Raw genomic sequence first — 26,045 nt, 5'->3', positions numbered from 1 at the left:
TCATTATTTATTAAACATATCAAATAAACCGCCAATGCCACCTTCACCTTTAGATTGACCGCCTCCGCCTTGAGAAATGGGTGCTGCAGCAAAGACGCGGCTTGCTAAACGGCTAAATGGTAATGATTGAATCCATACTTTACCCGGACCACTTAAAGTAGCGAAGAAGATACCTTCACCACCAAATAATGCAGTTTTTACGCCCTTGACCATCTCGATATCGTAATCTACATCAGATGTCATAGCAACTAAACAGCCTGTATCAACACGTAATACTTCACCGGGTGCTAGAGTCTTTTCGTGAATAGTGCCACCTGCATGTACAAAAGCCATGCCGTCTCCTTCAAGCTTTTGCATAATGAAGCCTTCACCACCAAAGAAGCCAACACCGATTTTTTTCTGGAATTCAACGCCAATTGAAACTCCTTTTGCAGCAGCTAAAAATGCATCTTTTTGACAAATAATCTTTCCGTTTAATTGACTTAAATCCATTGGAATAATCTTACCAGGGTATGGAGAGGCAAAATACACATGACGTTTACCTGAACCAACGTTCGTAAATGTCGTCATAAATAAACTTTCACCTGTAATTAGACGTTTTCCAGCTCCAAATAATTTACCCATAAGACCACTTTCTAGGCTTCCTCTTGAACCATCGCCAAAGATAGTTTCCATGTGGATAGAATCATCCATCATCATTAAAGCTCCAGCTTCAGCTACTACTGTTTCTTGAGGGTCAAGCTCAACTTGTACGTATTGCATATCATCGCCATATAATTTGTAGTCAATTTCGTGATTATTCATAAAGGATTCCTCCAAAAAATAATTTTGTTATTATATACGATTATAAGTTGCATTAGTTTCAATGCAGGATTAAATATTTCAGGAAAAAAGGGGGATAAGCTAGTAAATCGATGTGGAACGGTTCTGTGTTCTCTTACTCCTACCATTTTAAAAAATGGCTATTACTTCAATTAATTTTATAAATTAGTTAACAACTTCTTAGCAACCTCTCTTGTTGAAAAAGGATTTTGACCAGTTATGAGGTTGCCATCTTGCACCACAAAAGAACGAAAGGCTCTAGCTTTCTGGAAAATTGCTCCATGCTTAATAGCCATATCTTTGTTTAAAAATGGGACAATAGATTTTTTAGTACTTAAAATTTCCTCAGTTGTAGTAAAGCCTGTAATCTTCTTATCTCTAATAAGATAATCATCATTTTTATCTTTAATGTTTAATAAACCTGCTATACCATGACAAACTGATACAATATAACCACCGTTATTATAAATGGTTAAGCTAAGTTGTTGTAATTTAGCATTATTAGGGATATCCCACATAACACCATGACCACCAGTATAATAAATTGCAATATAATCGTTGGGATTAATATCTGAAGGTTTCATAGAATTTCTTAATGCTCGATTTTGAAAATCTTCACTTACATAGATGAAAAGGTGGATTCGTCAACATATTTCATACTACGTGGATCAATAGGTACAAACCCTCCATTAGGGCTGACATAATCTACTTCAAAACCGCTTTTGGTAACTTCCTCAACAAATTCAGTAGCTTCACCAATCCATTATCCCGTAGCCTCAGTTGTATTTGCGTATCTCGCTATGTTTGTTAAAACCACTAAAATTTTTTTCATTTTTCCCTCTCACTTTTTTCAATAATAGTTGAAACATGATTTAATAATTTCATTAATTTATCAATTTCAGTAGTTTTATGAGATAGAAAATAATAATTTTTAGTTCCTTCACTATACATTTCGATAAGCCCAACTTGTTTTAAAATTTTCAAATGATGTGACACTGCTGGTCGAGATAATTGAGTCGCATCAGTTAAATCGATGACACGTAGCCCTTTACATGAATTGTTTTGTAAAAGCGTAATGATAATAGATTGACGTTTTTCATCACCTAAAGCAATGAGAAAGTCGCTAACATCGTTAAATTCTTTTTTTAATTGTTCTAAACATTCCATATGACTTCCCCTTGGTTTGTATTTTTAAACCATTAAACCAGTGTTCGTTATTATTGTCAACAAATCAGTAGATGATGATATGGTTGACAAATTAAATATTCCACCTTAATATATTCATTGGTTTAAACTAACGAACCGAACGTGGAGGTTAAAATAATGAATAAATATATGAATGCTGCAGTAATCAATCAATATGGTCAAAAAAATTTAGAATTAACTAAAGTGGAAATTCCGAAGATTTCTTCTGATGATGTATTAGTAGAGATCCATGCAGCAAGTATAAATCCCATTGATTATAAAGTGCGTGATGGTAAAGTAAAGATGCTTTTAAGTTATAAAATGCCACTAGTTTTAGGTAACGACTTTTCTGGAGTTATTGTACAAGTCGGGGGGGATGTTACTGAATTTCAGGTAGGTGATGAAGTATATGGCCGACCAAGAAAGTCTAGAATTGGAACATTTGCAGAATACATTGCCATTCATAAAGATGATATTGCTATAAAACCTAAAAATTTAAGTTTTGAAGAAGCTGCAGCTATACCATTAGTCGGCTTGACTACTTATCAAGCATTTCATGATATTATGCAATTAAAACCGAATGATAAAGTGCTTATTCACGCTGGTTCTGGTGGTGTTGGAACATTAGCTATTCAATTAGCAAAGTTAATGGGAGCATACGTAGCAACCACTACGAGTAGTAAAAATGAGTCACTAGTTAAACGTTTAGGTGCGGATAAAGTCATCGATTATAAAAGCGAAAATTTTGAAGATATATTGTCCGATTATGATTATGTTTACGATACATTAGGCGGAGAAACATTACAAAATTCGTTTAAAATTCTTAAACCTGGTGGGAAAATCGTATCTCTTTCAGGCACACCTAACTATCGCTTTGCCAAAGTGTACGGTTTGAATTTCTGGAAATCATTACTACTTAAATTTGCTACTAGAAAACTAACAGCTCTGGAAAAACAGTATCAAGTAGAATATCATTTCCTATTTATGAAGCCGAGTGGAATACAATTAAAACTTATCCGAGAATTTATTGAAGCAAAAAAAATTGTCCCTATTATTGATCGGGTAGTATTAATGGATGATATTCAAAAGGCTTTTGAATATTCTGAGTCTGGTAGAGCTAAGGGGAAAATTATTATAAAAATAAAATGATAGCTGATTGTTATTTTATACGATTATAAGTTTCTTTAGTTTTAATGAATAATAAATTATTTTAGAAAAAAAGGGAATAAACTAGTAAATGTCGAATATAAAACACTAGAATGAGTATTTTTATTTTCGTTTAGCTGAAAGCTTGTGATTGTTTTATATCGCTCACAAAAGACTTTCATCCTTAAGACATCAATGTTCAGCTAAAAGAAAATAAAGCCTCTGACGATTGTCACCGATATTGATCCAAAAGCATGCTCTTCAGACCTCTATATATTAAAAATTCGGAATTTTGACATATCTAATTCTATATAATATAGAGTAATAGATGATATCTGTCTGAAAGCAATGCGATTGGTAACAATGAGGCAGAGGCACCATAGATAGTTTAGGGGGTGTTTGTAGTGGAAATTAAAAACTATATCGGCGGTGAATGGGTAACACGTTCACATTTACAAAGTATAGTAGTGACCAACCCTGCTAATGGGGAGCAGTTAGCTACAATACCGCGTTCTACTGCAAGTGAGGTAGATGAAGCGGTAGCGGTTGCAAAACAGGCACAAAAAAACTGGGCATTAGTACCTGCGCCTAAACGTGCTGACTATTTATATGCCATCGGTCAAAAAATGAAAGAGAAAAAGGAACATTTAGCGACCGTTTTAACAAAAGAGATGGGAAAGGTTATTGAAGAAGCTAGAGGCGAAGTGCAGGAAGGGATAGACATGGCCTATTATATGGCTGGTGAAGGGCGACGGTTATTTGGGGAGACAACGCCGTCTGAGCTAGCTAATAAATTTGCCATGAGTGTACGGGCACCTATTGGCGTTGTAGGATTAATAACTCCGTGGAATTTCCCTGTAGCTATTGCTACTTGGAAGTCATTCCCTGCAATTGTTGCTGGCAATACATTCATTTGGAAGCCATCTAATGAGACACCAATGATGGCGTATGAAATGGGTAAAATTTTTGAAGAGGTTGGCTTACCAAGCGGAGTAGCAAATATCGTCTTTGGTACAGGGCCAACAGTTGGAACAGCATTGATTGAACATCCAGACGTTAAGGTCATTTCATTTACCGGCTCTACAACAACAGGAAGTAAGGTAGCGGAGCTAGGTGGTAAACACCTAAAGAAGATTTCGTTAGAGATGGGTGGAAAAAATGCAGTCATAGTGATGGATGATGCCGATTTACAACTAGCTACTGAAGGCATCTTATGGAGTGCATTTGGCACTGCTGGCCAAAGATGTACAGCATGTAGTCGCGTGATCGTGCATAAAGATGTAAGAGAGGAACTAGAAAAACGTCTATTAGACGAAATGCAAAAGCTAACAATTGGGGACGGCCTAGATGAAAGTGTAAAAATCGGACCTGTGATTAATAAAGCCGCATTGGAAAAGATTAATCACTATGTGCAAATCGGCAAACAGGAAGGGGCGACGTTGTTAGCTGGAGGTAGAATATTATCTGAGCCTCCTTATGACAAAGGGTTTTATTATGAGCCTACACTATTTACCAATGTGAAGCCTGACATGATTATTGCACAGGAAGAAATCTTTGGTCCGGTCGTTTCTCTAATTGAAGTAGCAAGTTTGGAAGAAGCAATCGAAGTAAACAATGGCGTAAAATTTGGCTTATCCAGTTCAATTTTCTCGCAAGATGTGAATACGATTTTCCGCGCACAACGAGATTTAGATACAGGTATTGTTTATGTGAATGCTGGCACAACAGGTGCTGAAATCCATTTACCATTTGGCGGCACAAAGGGCACGGGGAACGGTCACCGCGACTCAGGTGTAGCTGCCTTAGATGTCTATACGGAATGGAAAAGTATTTATGTAGACTATAGCGGTAAATTACAAAGAGCACAAATCGATACAGAATAACAGATCAATGAAAGGGGATGTTCTTGATGAAAGTTGTTGTATTAGGTGCAGGTTTAATGGGGAAAGAGGTAGCTCGTGATTTAATAAAAAATAGCAAGGTGGAACGTGTATTTTTAGGAGATATAGACGTAAAAATAGCGCAGAACTTTGTGGACTCCTTAAATACAGATAAGATTGAGGTTGTAGAGCTTCATGCTGAGCGCGACGACTCGTTAATGGAAGTTATCTCAAAAGGTAATGTAGTCGTTAATGCATTATTCTATTCCTTTAATGAGCGTGTAGCAAGAGCGGCAATCGCAGCTGGTGTTCATTCCGTGGATTTAGGTGGTCATATTGGCGGTGTAACAGAAAAAATATTAGATCTTGACGAAGAGGCAAAAGCAAAAGGTGTAACCATTATTCCGGACTTGGGTGTTGCTCCAGGTATGGTCAACATTTTAGCGGGTTACGGTGCTTCGAAATTAGATGAGGTAGAATCTATTAAACTATTTGTAGGCGGTATTCCAACAGAGCCAAAGCCACCTCTTCACTATACGCGAGTATTTTCTCTAGATGGTGTCTTTGATCATTATACAGAGCCGTCAAAAATGATTCAAAAAGGTAAACTTCAAGAAGTTCCATCGTTATCAGGTGTTGAACCTATTTATTTCAAAGATTTTGGTGTACTTGAGGCATTTTATACATCTGGCGGTATATCGACATTATATAAGACATTCCCAAATGTCCAAACACTAGAATATAAAACAATTCGTTATAAAGGACATGCAGAGAAATTTAAGCTATTAGCAGATTTAGGATTCCTTGATGCTAGTAATAAGGTAGAGGTAGAAGATCAGGAAGTTTCTGTGCGCCCAGTTGTTCGCGAGGCACTTAAAAAGAAACTTGAGCTTGGTACAAAACCAGATGCAGTGCTGCTACGTGTTATTGTAGCGGGTGAAAAAGCGCAGCAACAAGTGACGTATGAGTTCGAAATGGTTGTGCGTAAAGATATGACGATTAATGAAACGGCTATGGCTCGTGCAACAGCAAATACAATTTCTGTCGTTGCTCAAATGATTGGAGAAAATAAAATTACAGAGCGCGGTATATTTGCACCTGAATCAATTGTACCGGGCGATATTTATATTCAAGAGATGGCAAAACGTGGTGTTGTCATTAAGGAGACGTCTCATATATCAGCAATGATTGTGAAATGGTAGGTGCTTGGTCATGAATTTCGAATTTACCACTGAGCAAGAAATTCTACGTAAAACAGTGCGGCAGTTTGTGGATGCCGAGATTATTCCACATATTGCGAAGTGGGATGGTGAGGGTGGCTTCGATCCGAAGATTTGGTCAAGACTTGCTGAGCTGGGCTTAATGGGTGTTTGTGTACCAGAACAATACGGTGGCAGTGGGATGGATTACAATGCACTGGCCATCGTTTGTGAAGAACTGGAACGTGGAGATACAGCGTTTCGCACAGCTGTTTCAGTTCATACAGGCTTGAATAGCATGACCTTAATGCAATGGGGAACAGAGGCTCAAAAACAGCAATATCTTGTTCCACAGGCAAAAGGAGTTCGAATTGGAGCATTTGGTTTAACAGAGCCTGGAGCAGGGTCAGATGTAGCTGCAATGTCTACCACCGCTGTAAGGGATGGAGATTTTTACGTGTTAAATGGACAGAAAACATGGATTTCCTTATGTGATATAGCTGACCATTTTATCGTTTTTGCCTACACTGATAAATCGAAGAAGCATCATGGCATTAGTGCATTTATCGTAGAGCGTTCCATGGCGGGCTTTACATCGAAGGCCATTAAAGGTAAATACGGTATTCGTGCGGGTAATACGGGTGAGCTCTTTTTTGAAAATCTACGTATACCTGTAGAGAATCGCCTTGGAGAAGAGGGAGAAGGCTTTAAAATTGCCATGTCTGCGTTAGATAATGGTCGTTTCACAGTAGCTGCAGGCGCTGTCGGTCTTATTCAAGCGTGTCTCGAGGCGAGTGTGAAATACTGTCATGAACGCGAAACATTTGGTAAACCTATTGGTGAGCACCAGCTAGTAGGGCAAATGATTGCCAAAATGGAAGCGGGCTATCAAATGAGTCGCCTACTTGTATATCGTGTTGGAGAGTTGAAAAACAAAGGTGTACGCAATACGCGCGAGACATCATTAGCAAAGTGGCAGACTTGTGATTTTGCCAATAAAGCTGCGGATGATGCTGTCCAAATTCATGGAGCATATGGTTATTCGGATGAATATCCAGTCGCTCGTTATTTACGTAACTCGAAAGCACCGGTTATATACGAAGGCACGCGGGAGATTCATACAATTATGCAGGCTGACTATGTATTAGGAAAACGTCAAGATAAGTCATTAGCAAAAATGCTACCAAAATGGCCATTTGAAGAATAGGCGTTTTATCAAGACTTTTTATTGATTGATCCAAAGTTAATTAGACTTGCTTCAAATGTGAATCTTGTACGCTAAGTAAAATTTCATAAAGAAAAAGCCGATTTCCTAAACTTTTAAAGGAATAATCGGCTTTTTTACTGTTAAGTTTTCTGTAGTGGACGTAGAGGGTCTAAATGGTACAATTGCTTTCCAGTTCGCTTTAACATTAAAGAATCCGAATTTCGGGTTCTTTTTTATGTTAAGTAATGGTTTTATGGTCTAATTGTGTCTTAGTGTTCAAATCGAACAAGAAAATATTTCTAAATATAACATTTTATATTGCTTTATTCACATAATATGTTATTTTTTAAATGGGCAATATAGTTCCAAATGTTCAATATATTGCCATTGAATAAAGGTAGTACTATAGGAGGACTTGTTATGAAAAAGAAATTAAAACTCAATCAAGTGTTAATTGGAGTAAGTACAATGGCACTGTCGTTTGGAGCGTTACAAGCGGAAGTATCAGCAGCAGAAAAAACGCCTTATAATGTATTACAAATGAAGCCTGTTGGCATAGATACTCCGAAAGATGAAATTGCACATTCTACAATGGCTGATGAAACATTATCATTTGAAAAACGTTTGGAAATGGGAGATTTTTCGGAACACCCAGCTCCAACTATCAAAGTTGCTGAAACGAAGCAATTGCAGGAAAAGTACTCGTTGGCAGAGCTTAATAAAATGAGCGATAGTGAGCTAATTGATACGCTAGGAAATATTCGCTGGTATCAAATTACAGACCTATTCCAATTCAATGATGAAACAAAAGCTTTTTATCAAAATAAAGAACGCATGCAAGTTATTATCAATGACTTAGGGAAAAGAGGAAGTTCTTTTACGAAAGATGATTCAAAGGGTATTGAAACATTTGTTGAGCTATTGCGTTCTGCTTTTTATGTAGGATTTTATAATAAGGAACTAGGTTATTTAAATGAGAGAAGTTTCCATGATAAGTGTTTACCAGCATTAAAGGAAATGGCTAAGAATCCGAACTTTAAACTTGGTACAGATGAGCAAGATAAAGTGGTATCCGCCTATGGGAAATTAATAGGTAATGCTTCTAGTGATGCAGAAACAGTTCAGTATGCTTCGAAGATTTTAAAACAATATAACGAAAATCTCTCTCCATATGAAAGCGATTCTTTAAAAGGGCAAGCTATCTATGATTTAATACATGGAATTGATTATGACTTGCAGTCGTTTTTGCATGAGACAGGTAAAGAAGCTAATACGACGATGTGGTATGGAAAGATTGATAGTTTCATCAATGAAGTGAATAAAATTGCTCTTATACATAATATAACAAATAACAATAGTTGGTTAATCAATAATGGCATTTATTATGCAGGGCGTTTAGGAGGATTCCATAGTAATCCGGATAAAGGTTTAGAAGTTGTTACACAAGCGTTGCATATGTATCCATATTTAAGTGAAGCTTATTTTGTGGCAGTAGAGCAACTTACTACAAATTATGGTGGAAAAGATTATAGTGGCAATACAGTAGATTTACAGAAAATGCGTGAAGATGGAAAGAGACAGTATTTACCGAAAACATATACATTTGATAATGGATCGATTGTATTTAAGACGGGAGAAAAAGTAACAGAAGACAAAATTCAAAGATTATACTGGGCTGCCAAAGAAGTAAAAGCACAATATCACCGTGTAATTGGGAATGATAAAGCATTAGAACCAGGCAATGCTGACGATGTATTAACAGTTGTAATTTATGACTCTCCAGATCAATATCGAATAAATCGTCAATTGTACGGGTATGAAACAAATAATGGTGGTATTTATATCGAAGAGAAGGGAACGTTCTTTACGTATGAACGTACACCAGAGCAAAGTATTTATAGTTTAGAAGAGTTGTTCCGCCATGAATTTACACATTATTTACAGGGAAGATACGAGGTTCCTGGTTTATTCGGAACAGGAGATATGTATCAAAATGAACGACTAACATGGTTCCAGGAAGGAAATGCTGAATTCTTTGCAGGATCAACACGTACAAATGATGTAGTTCCACGTAATAGTATTATTAGTGGATTATCATATGAAGCATCACAACGCTACACAGCTGAACAAACAATGTTTGCGAAATATGGATCATGGGATTTTTATAACTATTCATTTGCACTGCAGTCTTATATGTATAATCATCAATTTGATACATTTGTTAAGATTCAAGATTTAATTCGTGCGAACGATGTGAAAAATTATGATGCGTATCGCGACGTATTAAGTAAAGATCCACAACTGAATTCGGAATACCAAGCGTATATGCAGCAATTGATTGATAATCAAGAAAAATACGAGGTGCCACAAGTATCAGAAGATTATTTAGTGGAACATGAACCAAAAGCGTTAAATGAAGTAGTACAAGAAATTGCCGATGTTGCTAACGTAAAAGATGCAAAAATTACAAAACATAAGTCTCAATTTTTTAATACATTTACAGTCGAAGGTACGTATGTAGGTAGTGAAACAAAAGGTGAATCTAAAGACTGGAAAACAATGAGTGAACAAGTGAACCAAGTACTAGATCAACTGTCGCAAAAAGAGTGGAGCGGCTATAAAACAGTGACGGCGTATTTTGTAAACTACCGTGTGAATGCAGCAAACCAGTTTGAATATGATATTGTTTTCCATGGCGTTGCGACGGATGAAGGAGATAATCAAGCGCCTATTGTAAATATAAATGGTCCATATGCTGGAATCGAAAATGAAGAAATCCAGTTCAAAAGCGATGGTTCAAAAGATAAGGATGGAGAAATAGTTTCTTACCTTTGGGATTTTGGTGATGGAAAAACAAGTAAAGAGGCAAACCCTACTCATGTATACGAAAAAGAAGGCACATATAATGTGACATTAACAGTGAAAAATGATAAGGGAATAGAAAGTAAGGATCATGCAATTGTAACTGTACGGAAGGGAGCACAAACAGAGAATAATCATCCAGAAGAAGCAAAGATAATTCCATTTAATACGCCCCTAAAAGGTAGTTTGATTGATGATAATGATACGGATGTATACACATTCGATGTTACGTCTCCGGAAGAAATAGATATTTCTGTCGTAAATGAAAATCAAATTGGAATGACATGGGTGCTTTATCATGAGTCGGATATGCAAAACTACGTATCATTTGGACAGGAAGATGGAAATAGTATAGAAGGTAAACTTACTGCGGAACCAGGAAAGTATTATTTATATATTTATAAATTTGATAATGAAAATGGGACATATACAGTAAATGTACAGAATGAAGCAAAAACAGATATAGAACCAAATAATCGTCCAGAAGAAGCGAATATGATTCCATTTAATATGCCCCTAAAAGGTAGTTTGATTGATGATGATCATACGGATGTATACACATTCAATGTTACGTCTCCAAAAGAAATAGATATTTCTGTCGTAAATGAAAATCAAATCGGAATGACATGGGTGCTTTATCATGAGTCGGATATGCAAAATTACGCATCCTATGGACAGGAGGATGGAAATAATATAAAAGGTAAATTTACTGCGGAACCAGGAAAGTATTATTTATATATTTATAAATTTGATAATGACAACGGGACATATACAGTAAAAGTACAATAATTATATTTTTAAGCGTATACGAAAGATTTAGTTTCAATAGTAGAGGCTGATCTGATTTAATGCATAATCATATATCTAGTGTCTAACCATAAAAAAAGAGCAGCAGCTAACGTAGAATACATTAGCTATTGCTCGTAATTATAGTCTATATAAGCCGAGAGGGATTCACTTCCTCTCGTTTTTTACTGAGAAAAAATTCAGAATAATGTAACTTTCCTACTCTTTAGCAGTCTAATTAATAAACAAATTTATGAAAGGTAGGTAAATTGATGAAAAATAAGTGGATAGCAATTTTACTCATCACCGTATTAGCTATTTTGCCAGGAATTTTTATGTTGATGTCGGTCCCAAAAGTAGAGGCACAGACTGCAAGTGCGAGTATGACAACTCATAGCTGGCAAATATCCTTTACTAAGACACTAAATGAAAGCAAAATAACGGAAGACAATGTTTACGTAACAAATAGCAAAGATCAAAAGGTGTCGGCAACAGTAACATTGGGAGAAGATAAAAAGACAATGATCGTAAGCGATTTAGCACCTGGTAGTTATAAATTACATGTGAATAAAGAAGCGTTTGTACTAGGTGGACCTAAAACAACATCGCAAGTAATAGCGTTTACCATCATTGAAAAGCTTGAAGTTGTAAAATCAGAAAAAGAGCTACAACAATATTTCGAAGCACTTTTAGCTAACTCACAAAAAGAACTGAACTATGAAGCAACAGCAGAAATTGCAAAGAGCGAAGACAAAGCGAGTGCAGACAACTCCTCTACAACGAATAATCAAGTCGAAGGAGTGGAAGAAGGAGATATTGTCGTTGTCAAAGATGGCTTTATTTATGCTGTAAAAGATCATGGCATTACTGTAGTAGATGCTAAAGATCCGAAAAATTTAAAGCTAGCGACAACAATCAAGCTGAAGGAGTCACAGTATATTTCGAAGTTAGCATTATATGATAATTTATTAATAGCGATTGGGGATGAATATTTAGAAAAAGTAGGCACAAGCATGTCGACTGCTACTTTGTATGATATTTCAAACCCAAAGAATCCAAAGCTCATACGTGAAGTGGGGCAAGAGGGGTATTTACAAGATATTCGAATTACAAATGACACATTATATTTAATCGGTAATATGTATCCGAATTATTGGATGCTTAGAGAGCAAAAAACGCCGGATTTAAAACCGAAAACATTTGATAGTGTAGAAGGAAAAGAATATAAGAGCTTACCTCTAGAGAAAATTTCTATTTTACCAAATACAATGGATGGAACATATAGTTTAATTACAGCAGTGGATTTAAAAAATGGCGCAAAGACAACTGCAAATACTAAAGGATACTTAGGTGGTAGTAGTGGACTTTATATGTCGGAGAATACACTTTATTTAACAACACCCATTTATGATGGAAATCCAGTGCCTGCTGCTGGTCGCGTTATGGATATGATCTGGATGCCAAGAACAACTGATACACAAGTTTTTAAATGGAATGTTGATGGAACTGCTATGAATTTTGTAGGTACTACAGAAGTAAAAGGAACAGTGTTAAATCAATACTCAATGGATGAGTATGAAGGCAATTTCCGCATCGTTACAACTGAAGGAAATGCGTGGGACGAAAAAAAAATATCACGAAACCACCTATTTATTTTCGATAAAAATTTACAAGAGCTCGGTGCAGTAAAAGATTTAGCTCCTGGTGAAAAAGTATATTCAGCACGTTTTATGGGTGAAAAAGCATATGTAGTAACATTTAAGCAAGTGGATCCATTGTTTGTTATTGATGTCGCAAATCCGAAAAAGCCAACTGTGCTAGGGGAGCTAAAGATTCCAGGCTTTAGTAACTATTTACATCCATTAGACGATACACATTTAATCGGTATTGGCTATGATACCGAGCAACGCTATAATGAATATTCGAAGCGTGATTTTACGGTTACAACTAATATGAAAATGTCATTGTTTGATGTTTCTGATTTCAAAAATCCAAAGGAACAATCAACAGTAAAAATCGGTGGAAAAGGCTCGTACTCCGAAATTCAATACAATTCTAAAGCGCTATTCCGCAATAAGGAATACCATTACTTTGGTTTCCCAGTTGTCCTGTATGATGCAGGGAAGGGCGATGAAATTGTCTACAAAGGTCAAGGCGCACAAATCTATGAAATCACAGCAAATAAAGGAATCGTACTAAAAGGAAATATTGTTTATAAAAGCACTGGCGATCAGTATGAAAGTTGGGAACAGCGTGTACAGCGAGTAGTTTATATAGATGACGCTCTTTACACAGTAGCTAACAATGAAGTGAAGAGCTACCAGCTAACAGACTTCAAACCACTTGATACATTAACTATAAAATAAAAAGAAAGTCCAATAACTCATCTTTGAGCTTATTGGACTTTTCATGTTGTTGAAAACTATTATGTTAATGAAATTAAGGTGTCATAGTATATAAAGCTTGGCTCTTTGGCAAAATGAGGGGTTGATTTCCGTTCCGACTGGGCGCTTTGTCGCTGCCGCTACCAATTTTTTAGTTTTTTCGGGACATTTTCAGGAATTATCGCCCAACTTTTAAATTTTATCGATAAACTTTCACGTTTTATCGCCCAACTTCTGAATTTTATCGACAAACTTTCACGTTTTATCACCTAACTTTTAATTTTTATCGACATCCACCTTCCGAAGAGCAAAAAGGATTCATACACAAAACTGTGCGTGAATCCTTTTACTTTATTATGTTGCCCAGTCTCCACTCCAATCAACCAATTCATTTAGTTTAGCATTTCATTCTTTAATTTATAGTGATAATATGCAAAAGTATAGCACTGTAATTAAATGTTTTAGGTGCGCAGCAGATGTACAATAACATTCTCTATTCTGTTCGATTATGGTGCTCCAACATTCAAAAAGTCCAATAAACATTGAGTTCATTGGACTTTTTCTTTAATTATTTCTGACGATATGGAAGAATTTCCGATACTGTCACGAATTCATAGCCTTGCCCTTGTAAATAAGCAAGCACGGCATCAAGACCATCGGCAGTCGATTGATGAATATCATGCATTAAGACAATGGCGTTATTGTGTAAATTATTTTTAATATTAGGTAGTAACAGTTTCGCATTACGATGCTTCCAGTCTAATGTATCGATCGTCCATAAAACAACAGGAACTGGAATTTGAGCATTAATCGCATCGTTTGTTGCTCCGTACGGTGGTCTAAATACAGTAGGTTTTTGATTAATGGCCTTCTCTATCTCCGCAACCGTAGATGTGTATTGATTCACTGCCGACTCTAGTGACAGTTTTGTTAATACAGGATGGTTCCATGAATGGTTCCCTATTTCATGTCCTCGTGCAAGTACGTCTCTTGCGATATCAGGGTAATATTGGACACGACTACCAAGCATAAAGAAGGTAGCTTTTGCATGATATTTATCGAGCGTATCTAAAATCTGTTCTGTAACCTTTGGATGTGGGCCATCATCAAAAGTTAAGGCAATACGTTTTTTGTTTGGATCGCCTGTATTAATTGGCTTCGTCGGCTTTTCCATAGCAATTTGGAAATCAGAGGCTAACAACGGATTGATAAGTGAAAGGGGAAGCTTCACAATTGGTGAACCAGCTGCTCCGCTAGCAATCTCATACTCATCAAAATAGAATTGTAACGAATCATCAACGATAGCAAAGCGATTGAAGTTAGACCACTTCGGTTCAGTTGATTTTATTAAATCATCCTTGAAAAGCTCATCCTTTAACTTGAGGTTTTGTTGTAAGTCATTACGTACATGAGTAGCTAATGCCGATAAGTTGTTTTCATCGTTGTTCAACAATGTTTTAATGGAAATTAGTTTACCATTTTCATGATTGATGAAGAATGTTTTTGTTGAAACCTCGGGATTGGCTCCGCCTGTATACAGCATTTTTGTTAGTACAAAAGAATAGTATTGTTTTTGATATGGGAAAGTTTCCAAACTAATATTAAGCTCACCCATTACCTCTTTATCTTTATTTTCTTTCATAGATGACAGATAGTTTTCTTTTGAATCCGTTATGTACTGTATTACAGCATCGTTAAAAGCTTTATTATCTGTTTCTGGATAGTGAATAGCAAAAGGAGTTCGCTTATCATTAGAAACATCTGTTACAATACGTATACCTGGAAACGCAGAGCTTTCTGTGGATAGATTACTCGTTATTGAATCTGAATTTGTCTCTTTTGAGGCACTAATTTTTTGAAACTTAAAGTCATCCTTTGATAGGATAATAACTAAAATAATAGTCGTTAATGTAATGATGAGGCCAATTAATAGGAAATCAATCATTGGGCCGCGTCTTTTTCTGCGTTCCGGCATTTTGATGGATACGCTCCTTTCCATATTTATTTTTCTATACAATCAGACGTGTTAGCCATTGAAAAAGTTATACGAATCTACGAAGTTTTGCTATCAATTTATGGGAAACCAATCTTCATAAATAAATTACCCATTAGCTTACCATTTCTAACTTATGAAAGCCAAAGTACTTTTGTTAAAAGTTAAATTTTTTTTGTTGAGTTTTTATTTGCAGTTCGATACTATTGGCAAGGAACCTTTTGAAGGAGGCAGATAACTGTAATGGTTTTACATGAAGTGGATAATGAATCTACGATTGACTGTTTATTGCTTGCAGGGCGAATTATGATTGAAAGTGGTGCGGAAACATATCGTGTGGAGGATACAATGCTACGCATGGCACATTCTCAAAATATGCTGGACGCGCAATGTTATGCCACACCTACAGGAATCATTTTTTCGTTAGGCAAGACACAGCCGACGAGAATTACATCGATTTCCAACAGGGTAACAGATTTACAAAAAATAGCCTTGGTAAATTCAGTATCTCGGAGACTCACATCTCACATGATAACACTAGAAGACGCTTATGACGAGCTAAAGTCGATACAAAAAACAAATTATTTTTTACCAACATATATTCAAGTATTAGCATCGGCTCTTGCGAGTGGTTGTTTCCTTATAATGTTTAAGGGGGGATGGTCTGATTTCCTTTTTGCCTGTTTGGCAGGGGGATTAGGCTTCCTAGTGCTTTTATTGATAAATGACTTAACAAAAGTGAAATTTTTCTCAGAATTTACAGCTTCATTAGTAGTAGGATCGATTGCTGTCTTTTCAGTGAAATATGGCCATGGTACGGAAATAGATAAAATTGTTATTAGCTCTGTTATGCCACTAGTACCAGGTATTTTGATCACGAATGCAGTTCGGGATTTAATGGCAGGTCATTTTATGTCAGGGATGGCAAAGGGCGTAGAGGCATTTTTAACAGCTTTTGCAATTGGTGCAGCTATTGCCGTCACTCTATCGTTTTAGGAGGCAGATGACATGGACTATATCATACAGTTGATTCTTAGCTTTTTTGCGACTGCAGGTATCGCAATTATTTTTAATGTACCTAGAAAAACCCTAATTTATTGTGGTTTTGTTGGGGTAGTAGGCTGGATGATTTACTTCGTCCTAACAGAGCATGGCATGGATGTAGTAAATGCCTCATTCTTTAGCTCTTTCGTAATTGCTATCGTTTCTCATTTGTATGCTCGGCGCTTCAAAATGCCGATGATTATTTTTATTGTTGGTGGTATTATCCCGTTAGTTCCGGGAGGCATGGCTTATAATGCAATGAGGAATGTTGTAGAGGATGATTATATACAGGGGCTACAGTATGGATTAAAAGCATTTTTAATTACAGGTGCCATCGTTATAGGACTTGTATTTGCAGAGGTACTAATACAGCTTATTTTCCGTTCTGTACGTACCGGTAAGGCGAAATTCCAAAAGGTCTACAAGAAATAAGACTCTACATCAAATGTAGGTGGATAGAACAACTATAAAGAAGGAGGTTACGTTCTTAAACGTAGCCTCCTTTAAATTACTATTTAACTAGTAATGCTTCAATTTCCTCTGCATGAATTGGTTTACTAATATAGTAACCTTGAATTGCATCACAGCCATAAGAAATCAAAAGATCTGCTTGTTCAGCAGTTTCGACACCTTCTGCGACAACTTTAAGTTCCATAGATTTTCCGAGTTGCACCATACCGTTCATGAGCTTTTGGGTTTTTTCAGATTTTAATAAAGAACTTGTAAATGCTTTATCGATTTTCAATGTATCTATTGGTAGAATTTGCATATATCTAAATGAACCATACCCGGTACCGAAATCATCTAGTATAAAGGCGATACCTTCATTTTCAAGCTTACGCATTTGCTTTGTAATAAAGGTAGCAGCCTCTGCTTCTAGGGCAAATTTCTCTGTAATCTCGATTTGAATAAGATTAGCAGGGCAACTAGTTTTCGCTAACGTGTCAAGAACTGATTTTGCCATGTTTTTATCACGGAATTCGCGTACAGATGAGTTAATGGATACTTTTAGATCAAGACCAGCTTTTTTCCAGGATAGTGCCTGTTCACAAGCTTTTTCTAGCATAAAGGAACCAATATTATTAATAAGACCCGTTTCCTCTGCAATTGGAATGAGTTCATCTGGTGAGACAACGCCTATTACTTCATCTTCCCAACGAACTAGTGCTTCTACAGCTGTAATTTTACCTGAAGTAACATCAATTTGCGGCTGATAGAGAACTTTTAGGTTTTTTTGGTCAAGAGCTTGAAGTAAACGTTTTTCAATTAAAGCTTTACGATTTAATGCCTTATGTGTTGCTTTTGATAGTGAGACGATTTTATCGCCACCTGCTTCACGGACTGTTGTAATAGTAGCAATGGATGCCTTCATTAGTTGGGAGAATGTAGTTTGATCCTCTGGATAACGTGTAATTCCGCCACTAATAGAAATAGGGACCGCAACATTACTGTTATAAATTGGATGCTGTTGTAAGTAAGACAGGAAGCCTTGAATAAACCATTCACTTAATGGTGTAATCACGACAAAATCATTTTCGTTAATACGTGCCATTGTGCTATCTTGGAAGTACATTTTTATACGTTTGGTAAACTCTATAATAAGACTTTGATCGATTTGCTGATCATGTAACTCTTTTAATGTATAAAATTTATCTATACTTAAATAGACAAAAGAGAAGTTTCTTTCTTCCTCAATCATTTTGGAAATCACTTTTTCGAGTCGATGTGCATTCATAAGGCCTGTTTCTGTATCGATATAAGCGATTTTTTCAAGCTGATGCTGTATAGTCTTGGACTTCGTGATATCCTTTTCAATTAAAAAAAATTGTTGTTCATTTGTTTCAATATCAAATGTTGGGATAGCTGTTAGGAGTACCCAATAAGACTGACCTGTTTTTGTAACTTTTTCGACTTCACCTTGCCACGTATAGCCGTTGTTTAAATTACGCCAGATGGTATTAGTAATCTTTTCACTTTCTTTATTTTCAGGGAACAGCTGCCAAAACGTTTTACCAATAACGCGTTTTGGTGTCCATTGACTCGTTTTTAGAAATTCAGCATTACATTCTAAAATGAACCCATCATGATCAAGTGATACTGTCATAAATGTCGAGTCTAATCCCTGTTTTAAGTCTATGAGGGTGCTGCTACTTGAGACAGAATTAATCATTAATTCTGGTAGCATAAATATCATAAGAATGAAACGCTCTCCTTGTTCAGTAAATGGATTAGCTAGCAGCGCTGTTGTAATTTCTTCATTTGTATATGTGTTCAGTTGAATTTGGTTGATATACGTACTGTCATCATTTTGTAAAAGGGTTTGAAACTTTTCTAATGAAAGCTGACGTAGTAAATTTTCATGAATAAATGAAGCGGTATGTTCTTTAATAGTAGTAGCTGAAAAGCCAAATAGGTGTTCAGCAAGCTTTCCCAATTTTATAGCTTGTCCATCTTGATTCATGACAATTGCAGGAAAAGGAAGTGAATTTAAATAATGTTCATCAATCGTAAATGATTTATGCATATGACTCATGATTATCCGATCTCCTTGAGTAATCTATATATACTATTATTATAGTTAATTATCAGGAATTAGTCATTATGAATATGATTGTAAATATTTGATAATGACTAATTCCGGGACCTTTTTAGTGAAAAATAAGGAAAGAATTGATGAAAAATAACATTATTTAGTATTTATATAGGGAATGAGAATTGTATAAAACAATTAAATGGAATAGTATTTATCGTCTCCGGTGCGATGTTATGGGGAGCAACTGAACGTTTGATGAAGTGGTTACTCAACCATACGCCATTGACAGTCTACTTTATGTTAACAATTCGTTTATCGGTTGCAGGTATTATATTACTTACATATTTATCTTCATTCAGTAGGTGTCCTAACACCTACTGAAAATAGAGGAATTCAGTCTAAGAACGTCACGTCCTGTGGCAACGACTGAGTGGTCAACATCATGCTGTTGCCGCTGCCGCTACGCTTTCGCGCAGATGAAACCCTTTTGCTGTCGCTTCGCTTTTGTACAGACAAAACACGTTGCTGCCGCTGCGTTAGCACTACGCTTTCGCGCAAAAAACATCTGTTGGCCTAAAGCCTCCGGCGGATGTCACGGATTTTGAGAGGAATGAAGTGTGCAGAGGCACAATTCAAAATCCGGACGCATTGTTTATCTGTGCGAAAGCGTAGCGACAGCAACAATTACGCCAAGGCGAAATTGATTTTGAACTAGAAAAAATATTTTCGGCATTTGGTAACAAAAACTATGGAGTAGACAACTTCTTGTGTTCGGGGTAGCAGAAATGTTGGGCGTACAGTTTGCTTTCGCGGCGGCAATCAACGAAAGTAATGCTGTATTTTATACCTTATTACAGTTTCTAGCACTTATATTTGTTGTTGCCTATGTCTCTCTTAGTTTAAAGAAATGGTCACCGAAATATCAAGTATTAGGGATTATTGGTACACTTATAGTTCTTTACCTCCTACTAACGAACGCTTCATTTGATGCTTCGTTAGTTAGTGGTAAAGCCTTATTGTAGGGAGTAGAGGTTGGTCTTACGTTTGCCTTCTTTATGCCGAGGCATAATTGATGTAGCATGAAATACATTACAGCAGTTGAGACAAGTATCCTTTCTAGTAATGAACCGCTAACCGCAAAGGTTATTTCAGTTATCGTGTTTGGTACATCATTAGGTTTTGGCAATTCGTTGGTGTATTCGTTATGCTTGTTTGTGTAACGTGGCTTTCTGTAGGTAGAGGAAAAGCATAAAAATACTATCTATATAGGAGTTCTTCACTATATTTGAATTTTATGGAACTTCTTTAACTGAGAACGAGGGGGAAGAATATGAAAGAAGTTTTTTCCTATGTAAAGCCTTATAAATGGACGGCATTCATCGCGTTTAGTTTAATGCTGGTGGAATTGTTTGTGGAGCTCGCGCAGCCATTGATCATGGCGAAAATTATTGATGATGGCGTGCGAGCTCAAAATCAGGGGATGATTTGGCAATGGGGAATGGTGTTACTGGCCTTATCTTTCGTAGCTTTTATAGCTGGTGTCGTGAATTCATATTTTTCATCGCATACAGCACAGAGCTTTTCCTTTGATTTACGAAATGCATTGTTTGAAAAAATACAATCCTTTACATTAGCTACTTATCAAAAATTCTCAACGGCGTCCCTTATTACAAGATTAACGAATGATGTGACGCAAGTACAGACGGTGCTGTTTATGAGTTTGCGTATTATGCTTCGTGCACCACTTGCCGTTGTTGGCAGCATCATTATGGCTTTTGTTGTAAATGCTAAACTAGCGTTGTTTTTAGTTATTGGCGCACCAATTATTTTAATTTTTCTTATTTTTATGGTAGCAAAAGGCGTGTCTTATTTTGGACTTGTACAAAAGAGAATTGATCGTTTGAATCGTGTGCTACAGGAAAATTTACAGGCTATTCGATTAGTGAAGGCTTATTTACGCGGTGCATATGAAGCCTCTCGTTTTGATGAAGTTGCCTCACGCTTAAAAATAGATACTGTAAAGACTCTACGCACAATGGAGTATATTATGCCTGTACTGTTATTTATCATGAATATGAGTTTACTTGCAGTGCTGTGGTTTGGAACGAAGCAAATAGCTACAGGTACAACACCACTTGGAGATGTTGTTGCCATTGTCAATTATGCCATGCGCATGACAGGCTCGTTCTCGATGTTTGCCTTTATTATTATTTTTTATGCGCGTGCAAAAGCCTCAGCAGAGCGTATGGCAGAAGTCCTTTCAACTGAAAATGAGATTGAGCTACCATCATCTTCAGAGAAAACATCTAATGGCATGAGTTTTGGAGAATTAGCTTTTGATCGTGTGAGCTTTACTTATCCAGGGGAAGACTCGCCTGTCCTCTCCGATGTAAATTTCCGAGTGAAATCTGGTGAAAAGTTAGCCATTATGGGAGCAACAGGTGCAGGGAAATCTACGTTGCTACAGCTTATTCCTCGTTTCTACGATGTCACAGAAGGCAAAATAGTAGTAGAGGGGAAAGATGTACAGCAATGGGATTTACAAGAACTGCGCGAAATCATCGGCTATGTTCCACAACAATCTTTATTATTTACAGGAAGCATTGCTGATAATGTTCGTTGGGGCGATGCAGAGGCTGAAATGGATGCGGTGCTACAAGCTACAATGCAAGCACAAATCCATGCTTCTGTGGAGGATTTCCCGAACGGTTACGAGACAAGAGTCGGTCAGAAGGGTGTCAATCTTTCAGGTGGTCAAAAACAACGATTATCGATTGCGAGAGCGTTATTAAGAAAAGGGCATATATTAATGCTCGATGATAGTACAAGTGCGCTTGATGTTAAAACGGAGCAGGCATTATGGGAGGCATTGAGTGAAGAACAAGCAACGATGCTAGTGGTCACTCAAAAGATTCGGACAGCTAGAGGTGCTGATCGCATCTTACTCATTGATGCAGGAAAAGTGGTCGCATACGGGACGCATGAAGAGCTTTTGCAAACTTCTGCGCTCTATAAAAAAATCGCAATCTCCCAACAGGAGGTGGAGGAATAATGGGATTTTTCCAAAAACCTTTTGGCTATGAGCCGATTTTGACGAAAGATGATGTGAAGCAGGCCGTTAAGAAAAAGAAGGGACCTCGTGCGACAAATTGGAAAAGTACGCTACTACGTTTATGGAAAATAGTTGATGAACAACGTGTACTACTAGTTATTGTGCTGTTACTTGTCTTGGCGAGTTCCATTTTGGCTCTCCTCGGTCCGTATTTAATCGGTAAAATGATTGACATGTACGTAACGCATGGAGAGCTTGTAGGACTAGAGAAGGGAATTATGCTGTTAATCGGCATTTATGCTCTATTAGCAGTATCATTATTTTTGCAAAACTATTGGATGATCGGTATTGCTCAACAAACCATTTATAGATTACGAACGAGTGTATTTGCTCATTTCCAAAGACTACCGATTGCCTTTTTCGATCGCCGTCAACATGGGGAATTAATGAGTCGGATGACGAATGATATTGAAGCGGTTAGCTCCACATTAAATAGCTCCTTTATCCAAGTGTTTTCTAGTGTATTAACACTTACGGGAACAGTGATCATCATGTTAAGTTTAAGCCCTTTACTTACGGTATTAACAATGATGATTATACCAATTATGTTTTGGGCGATGCGTTGGATCACCCGGAGAACCGCACCATTATTTAAGGAACAGCAAGCGGCTATAGGAGCTTTGAATGGCATGATTGAAGAAACGATTTCGGGCCAGAGAATCGTGAAAGCTTTCTCACAAGAGGAACGCATGAAAGAGGAGTTTAAAGAGAAAAGTTTACGCTTAAAAAGTACTGGCTTTTGGGCACAGACATACTCTGGTTATATTCCAAAGGTCATGAACTTTTTAAACAATATGAGCTTTACAATTGTGGCTGGTATTGGCGGTATACTTGCTTTTTATGGGCATGTGTCAATCGGAGTAATTGTTATTTTTACAGAATACGCAAGGCAATTTACACGACCGTTAAATGATTTGGCCAATCAATTTAATACCGTGCTGTCAGCGATTGCTGGTGCTGAGCGTGTATTTGCGTTACTGGATGAACTTCCTGAAGAGGAAGCTACTTCTGCGCAGAAGCACAAACTATTAGGCCAGGTGAGCTTTCAACATGTGTACTTTAAATATGAGCAAGGAGAAGAAGCTTACACTTTGAAGGACATTAATTTTAACGTGGAGTCCGGACAAACGGTAGCTCTTGTTGGGGCAACTGGCGCAGGAAAAACAACGATCTTGCAGCTTATTGCAAGATTTTATGAGGTATTAAAAGGTGAGGTTTTATTTGATGGTGTAAACGTTCAGCAAATAGAACGACAAGCATTGCGCGCACAAATGGCCTTTGTGTTGCAGGACCCATTTTTGTTTGAAGCATCTGTACGTGAAAATATTCGTTATGGTCGATTAGATGCTAGTGATGAAGAGATAGAGGAAGCGGCGAAGCGTGCAAATGCGCATGACTTTATCATGACGCTAAAGGATGGCTATGATACAGTACTTGCCGCAGATGGCAGCGGAATTTCGCAAGGCCAAAAGCAGTTATTGTCCATTGCTCGAGCATTGATTGCCGACCCGAAAATTTTGTTGTTGGATGAGGCGACAAGTAGTATTGATACTGTTACGGAACTTGCGATTCAAGAGGCTCTTGATATGTTAATGCAGGGACGCACTAGCTTTGTCATTGCACACCGTTTAAATACAGTGCACAATGCCGATATAGTGCTTGTTATGCACAAAGGTGAGTTAGTTGAAGCAGGCCCACAACAAAAATTAATGGAATCCGGTGGCATCTATGCGCAGATGTTACAATCTTCATCCCATCATCTTGATGAGTAAGTTGAAAGTAACGATGTAAGTGTCAATCACATTCCTCAAACATAAGAAAGAGCGATTTCAAAATTCTTGGGATTGCTCTTTTTTAGTTGAAACATTGACTTTTATCTCATAATTTAACTTCTTTCAGCAGATGTTTTTTGTACCGAAAGCATAGCGACAGGTACAGAAGTCTCCCATCTCTATAAGTGGTGAGATGAATGCGGTTTAAGTTACTTTTTCAGCAGGTGTACAAACATCCACTGAAAGAAGTTAAAGCCTCCGGCGGATGTCACGGAAATCGGAAAGGAGTTCTTTGTGCAAGCACAAAGCCGATTCCGGACGCAATTATGCCGAGGCATAATTGATATGTAATTTATCTATAAAAATAGTATAATTATGGATAAATATCTAAATGAAAATAATTTTCTTAGATAAGGGAGCGACTTGACGTTCAATCGCAGCGGAAATCGGGCCTTCAGATGAATGGTAGTGTATAAAAATGCATACCTTATTCTAGTAATTTTGTAGTCTATAACCGTCAAAAATCATATAAAACCTTTTAATTTCACTATATTTGAAGTAAAATTGTTAATAATTAGAAGTTGTTAGTATATTTTGTTGCCAGCTTATTTTCTTTCTTGCTACAATAGGGCAATAGGCTGATACAAGAACGGAGTAAATGATGAATATTTCAGTGATGACAGTGTCTTTTCCGTTAGATGGGGAAACATTAAATGAATTAAAATTATTGTGTGAAGAAGCGACCACAGATGATTATCGTGTATATGAAACTGCTATGGGTTTGCCTATGGCGAGTTCCTTTGAATCGAAGGGCTTTATGGTACTTGCTTATGAAGATGACAAAGATGTATTAGTTGGTGCAGCTAGTGCAATAGATTTAATGGGGCTGCATACTTATGAATGGTCTTTGGTTGTAACACCTCCGTACCGTCAAAAGGGAATCGGAACCGCTTTAGTGGAAGCTTTACAGGCGGGCCTCGAAGAGCGTGGGGCAGAAGGGCAATTGGCGGTAGTGATAGATGGCTCACCTTTTGGACATACATTTATTGAAAAGAAGGGCTTTGCATATAGCTTTTCAGAGGCCACTTTAGAAACAAGAGCAGAGTCAGTAGAATTAAAGAATGATATCGAAATTATCCCTTATGCAGATGAACAGGAAGAGCTGCTTGCTATTTATAGTGCAGCGTTTGGAGACCTACCTGAAGAGTCTGAGGAGCTAATCGCTTTTAATACATCAACGACTGGAAGAAAGCTATGGGTAGCACGTAAAGACGGAGAAATCGCTGGAACAGTGACGACTGCCCAGGAAAATGAAATTCAATGGGTAACGGCATTGGCAGTTCATCCAAACTGTGAGGGGCAAGGAATTGGTACTGCGATGCTTTCATTTTCCAAAGATTATGCGAGTAAAATTGGAGCAAAATTCGTCATGCTGGATGTAGAAATTGACAATCGAAAGGCGCTTTCTGTTTATGAGAAGGCAGGCTTTATGAAGGCTCAGCAAATAGACTATTATGTAAAACAATAAGTGAAGAGTGAGGGGTGTGCTTTATGCATCGCTCCTCACTTTTTTGTGTCCAGCAATGAAGTCCAAACACCAGAGATAAGGAAGCAGGGATTTTTCGGATGGAGAGACGACATAAACTAGTGGGTAAGTCCGTTCTTTCAAAGGAGGTTCCAAGAAAACATGATCCGACCCTTTAAGATAAAGTTGAAAATAATTTCATAATGATCCAAAAAAGCAATTTATCAAATTTAAATAACGATAAAACATTAAATTAACTTCAGATAGTCATTCTAATATTAAATTGTTTTTTCAATTATAATATAGGAAGTTTCTCGTTGAAGTTAAAAGCCATAAATTTTTTCGGAAAAAGTATTGACCTTTTTAAATTAAGAGTGTAGTATTATACAAGTCGTTAAGGCAGCTACTGAAAAACAATTAAATTAAATAAAATTAGTAGTTGACATATAGCGAACGACATGATATTATATAAGAGTTGCTATTGAAGAAGTGGCGACGAAATGAACCTTGAAAACTGAACAAGCAAAACGTAATCAATAAAGTTTTTAGTAGCTAACCTTGAGTTGGTGAACGAAACAAAATTTTGGACATCAAA

Annotated in this window: 15 protein-coding genes and 3 pseudogenes; 13 read left to right on the top strand and 5 right to left on the bottom strand. The window is 37.0% G+C overall.

Annotated features, from left to right (window positions below; all coding sequences use genetic code 11):
• Positions 1–3: 3 nt before the first annotated feature.
• The 3 genes from ACQKOF_RS21600 to ACQKOF_RS21590 form a co-directional block, all read right to left on the bottom strand.
• Positions 4–804: a TIGR00266 family protein gene (locus ACQKOF_RS21600; RefSeq protein ID WP_427561586.1), complete on the bottom strand. Its 801-nt coding sequence runs from the start codon at positions 802–804 to the stop codon at positions 4–6.
• Positions 805–980: 176 nt separating this feature from the next.
• Complete coding sequence (locus ACQKOF_RS21595) at positions 981–1,406, bottom strand: type 1 glutamine amidotransferase domain-containing protein (RefSeq protein ID WP_427561583.1); 426 nt, start codon at positions 1,404–1,406, stop codon at positions 981–983.
• 244 nt (positions 1,407–1,650) lie between these two features.
• Complete coding sequence (locus tag ACQKOF_RS21590; protein WP_427561580.1) at positions 1,651–1,989, bottom strand: ArsR/SmtB family transcription factor; 339 nt, start codon at positions 1,987–1,989, stop codon at positions 1,651–1,653.
• 168 nt (positions 1,990–2,157) lie between these two features.
• Between ACQKOF_RS21590 and ACQKOF_RS21585 the strand changes: the two genes are divergently transcribed.
• From ACQKOF_RS21585 to ACQKOF_RS21555, 7 genes and pseudogenes are all read left to right on the top strand, one after another.
• Positions 2,158–3,156 (top strand): NADP-dependent oxidoreductase, encoded by a 999-nt coding sequence (locus tag ACQKOF_RS21585; RefSeq protein WP_427561633.1) that lies wholly within the window; start codon positions 2,158–2,160, stop codon positions 3,154–3,156.
• Between the two features lie 401 nt (positions 3,157–3,557).
• Positions 3,558–5,036 carry an aldehyde dehydrogenase family protein gene (locus tag ACQKOF_RS21580; protein WP_427561577.1) on the top strand — a complete coding sequence of 493 codons (1,479 nt, stop codon included), beginning with the start codon at positions 3,558–3,560 and terminating at the stop codon, positions 5,034–5,036.
• A gap of 26 nt (positions 5,037–5,062) precedes the next feature.
• Positions 5,063–6,235: a saccharopine dehydrogenase family protein gene (locus ACQKOF_RS21575; RefSeq protein ID WP_427561574.1), complete on the top strand. Its 1,173-nt coding sequence runs from the start codon at positions 5,063–5,065 to the stop codon at positions 6,233–6,235.
• Between the two features lie 10 nt (positions 6,236–6,245).
• The gene (locus tag ACQKOF_RS21570) at positions 6,246–7,439 is read left to right on the top strand and encodes an acyl-CoA dehydrogenase family protein (protein WP_427561571.1); all 1,194 of its coding nucleotides are present in this window, start codon (positions 6,246–6,248) and stop codon (positions 7,437–7,439) included.
• 420 nt (positions 7,440–7,859) lie between these two features.
• Positions 7,860–10,745, top strand: a pseudogene (locus ACQKOF_RS21565) (collagenase); the annotation flags it as partial.
• Positions 10,746–10,757: 12 nt separating this feature from the next.
• Positions 10,758–11,090, top strand: a pseudogene (locus ACQKOF_RS21560) (PPC domain-containing protein); the annotation flags it as partial.
• Between the two features lie 269 nt (positions 11,091–11,359).
• The gene (locus tag ACQKOF_RS21555) at positions 11,360–13,453 is read left to right on the top strand and encodes a beta-propeller domain-containing protein (RefSeq protein ID WP_427561569.1); all 2,094 of its coding nucleotides are present in this window, start codon (positions 11,360–11,362) and stop codon (positions 13,451–13,453) included.
• A 586-nt stretch (positions 13,454–14,039) separates the two neighbouring features.
• On the opposite strand, the gene ACQKOF_RS21550 is transcribed toward ACQKOF_RS21555, so the two are convergent.
• Entirely contained in the window at positions 14,040–15,446 is a 1,407-nt protein-coding gene (locus tag ACQKOF_RS21550) for a polysaccharide deacetylase family protein (RefSeq protein WP_427561566.1), read from the bottom strand.
• Between the two features lie 261 nt (positions 15,447–15,707).
• On the opposite strand from ACQKOF_RS21550, the gene ACQKOF_RS21545 reads away from it, so the two are divergent.
• Positions 15,708–16,460 (top strand): threonine/serine ThrE exporter family protein, encoded by a 753-nt coding sequence (locus ACQKOF_RS21545; RefSeq protein ID WP_427561563.1) that lies wholly within the window; start codon positions 15,708–15,710, stop codon positions 16,458–16,460.
• 12 nt (positions 16,461–16,472) lie between these two features.
• The gene (locus ACQKOF_RS21540) at positions 16,473–16,940 is read left to right on the top strand and encodes a threonine/serine exporter family protein (RefSeq protein WP_427561560.1); all 468 of its coding nucleotides are present in this window, start codon (positions 16,473–16,475) and stop codon (positions 16,938–16,940) included.
• 79 nt (positions 16,941–17,019) lie between these two features.
• On the opposite strand, the gene ACQKOF_RS21535 is transcribed toward ACQKOF_RS21540, so the two are convergent.
• A complete protein-coding gene (locus ACQKOF_RS21535) occupies positions 17,020–19,041 on the bottom strand; it encodes an EAL domain-containing protein (protein WP_427561557.1) in 2,022 nt (673 codons plus the stop codon).
• A 710-nt stretch (positions 19,042–19,751) separates the two neighbouring features.
• On the opposite strand from ACQKOF_RS21535, the pseudogene ACQKOF_RS21530 reads away from it, so the two are divergent.
• From ACQKOF_RS21530 to ACQKOF_RS21515, 4 genes and pseudogenes are all read left to right on the top strand, one after another.
• Positions 19,752–20,293 (top strand): annotated as a pseudogene (locus ACQKOF_RS21530) (DMT family transporter); the annotation flags it as partial.
• 78 nt (positions 20,294–20,371) lie between these two features.
• Positions 20,372–22,093, top strand: a complete 1,722-nt coding sequence (locus ACQKOF_RS21525) for an ABC transporter ATP-binding protein (RefSeq protein WP_427561554.1) — start codon at positions 20,372–20,374, stop codon at positions 22,091–22,093.
• The gene (locus tag ACQKOF_RS21520; RefSeq protein ID WP_427561552.1) at positions 22,093–23,925 is read left to right on the top strand and encodes an ABC transporter ATP-binding protein; all 1,833 of its coding nucleotides are present in this window, start codon (positions 22,093–22,095) and stop codon (positions 23,923–23,925) included. The genes ACQKOF_RS21525 and ACQKOF_RS21520 overlap by 1 nt, the downstream gene beginning before the upstream one ends.
• A 661-nt stretch (positions 23,926–24,586) precedes the next feature.
• Complete coding sequence (locus ACQKOF_RS21515) at positions 24,587–25,453, top strand: GNAT family N-acetyltransferase (RefSeq protein ID WP_427561549.1); 867 nt, start codon at positions 24,587–24,589, stop codon at positions 25,451–25,453.
• Positions 25,454–26,045 lie beyond the last annotated feature (592 nt).

Source organism: Lysinibacillus sp. NPDC093190, from assembly GCF_050280425.1.
GTDB lineage: Bacteria > Bacillota > Bacilli > Bacillales_A > Planococcaceae > Lysinibacillus.
The sequence above is the reverse complement of the archived record's forward strand: the minus strand, read 5'-3'. Positions and strand labels throughout refer to the sequence as shown.

What these genes read in the sequence shown, in the direction of transcription:
- ACQKOF_RS21600 (WP_427561586.1), bottom strand. Translation starts at nt 804, where the DNA reads ATGAATAATCACGAAATTGACTACAAATTATATGGCGATGATATGCAA.
- ACQKOF_RS21595 (WP_427561583.1), bottom strand. Translation starts at nt 1,406, where the DNA reads ATGAAACCTTCAGATATTAATCCCAACGATTATATTGCAATTTATTAT.
- ACQKOF_RS21590 (WP_427561580.1), bottom strand. Translation starts at nt 1,989, where the DNA reads ATGGAATGTTTAGAACAATTAAAAAAAGAATTTAACGATGTTAGCGAC.
- ACQKOF_RS21585 (WP_427561633.1), top strand. Translation starts at nt 2,158, where the DNA reads ATGAATGCTGCAGTAATCAATCAATATGGTCAAAAAAATTTAGAATTA.
- ACQKOF_RS21575 (WP_427561574.1), top strand. Translation starts at nt 5,063, where the DNA reads ATGAAAGTTGTTGTATTAGGTGCAGGTTTAATGGGGAAAGAGGTAGCT.
- ACQKOF_RS21570 (WP_427561571.1), top strand. Translation starts at nt 6,246, where the DNA reads ATGAATTTCGAATTTACCACTGAGCAAGAAATTCTACGTAAAACAGTG.
- ACQKOF_RS21555 (WP_427561569.1), top strand. Translation starts at nt 11,360, where the DNA reads ATGAAAAATAAGTGGATAGCAATTTTACTCATCACCGTATTAGCTATT.
- ACQKOF_RS21550 (WP_427561566.1), bottom strand. Translation starts at nt 15,446, where the DNA reads ATGCCGGAACGCAGAAAAAGACGCGGCCCAATGATTGATTTCCTATTA.
- ACQKOF_RS21545 (WP_427561563.1), top strand. Translation starts at nt 15,708, where the DNA reads ATGGTTTTACATGAAGTGGATAATGAATCTACGATTGACTGTTTATTG.
- ACQKOF_RS21540 (WP_427561560.1), top strand. Translation starts at nt 16,473, where the DNA reads ATGGACTATATCATACAGTTGATTCTTAGCTTTTTTGCGACTGCAGGT.
- ACQKOF_RS21535 (WP_427561557.1), bottom strand. Translation starts at nt 19,041, where the DNA reads ATGAGTCATATGCATAAATCATTTACGATTGATGAACATTATTTAAAT.
- ACQKOF_RS21525 (WP_427561554.1), top strand. Translation starts at nt 20,372, where the DNA reads ATGAAAGAAGTTTTTTCCTATGTAAAGCCTTATAAATGGACGGCATTC.
- ACQKOF_RS21520 (WP_427561552.1), top strand. Translation starts at nt 22,093, where the DNA reads ATGGGATTTTTCCAAAAACCTTTTGGCTATGAGCCGATTTTGACGAAA.
- ACQKOF_RS21515 (WP_427561549.1), top strand. Translation starts at nt 24,587, where the DNA reads ATGAATATTTCAGTGATGACAGTGTCTTTTCCGTTAGATGGGGAAACA.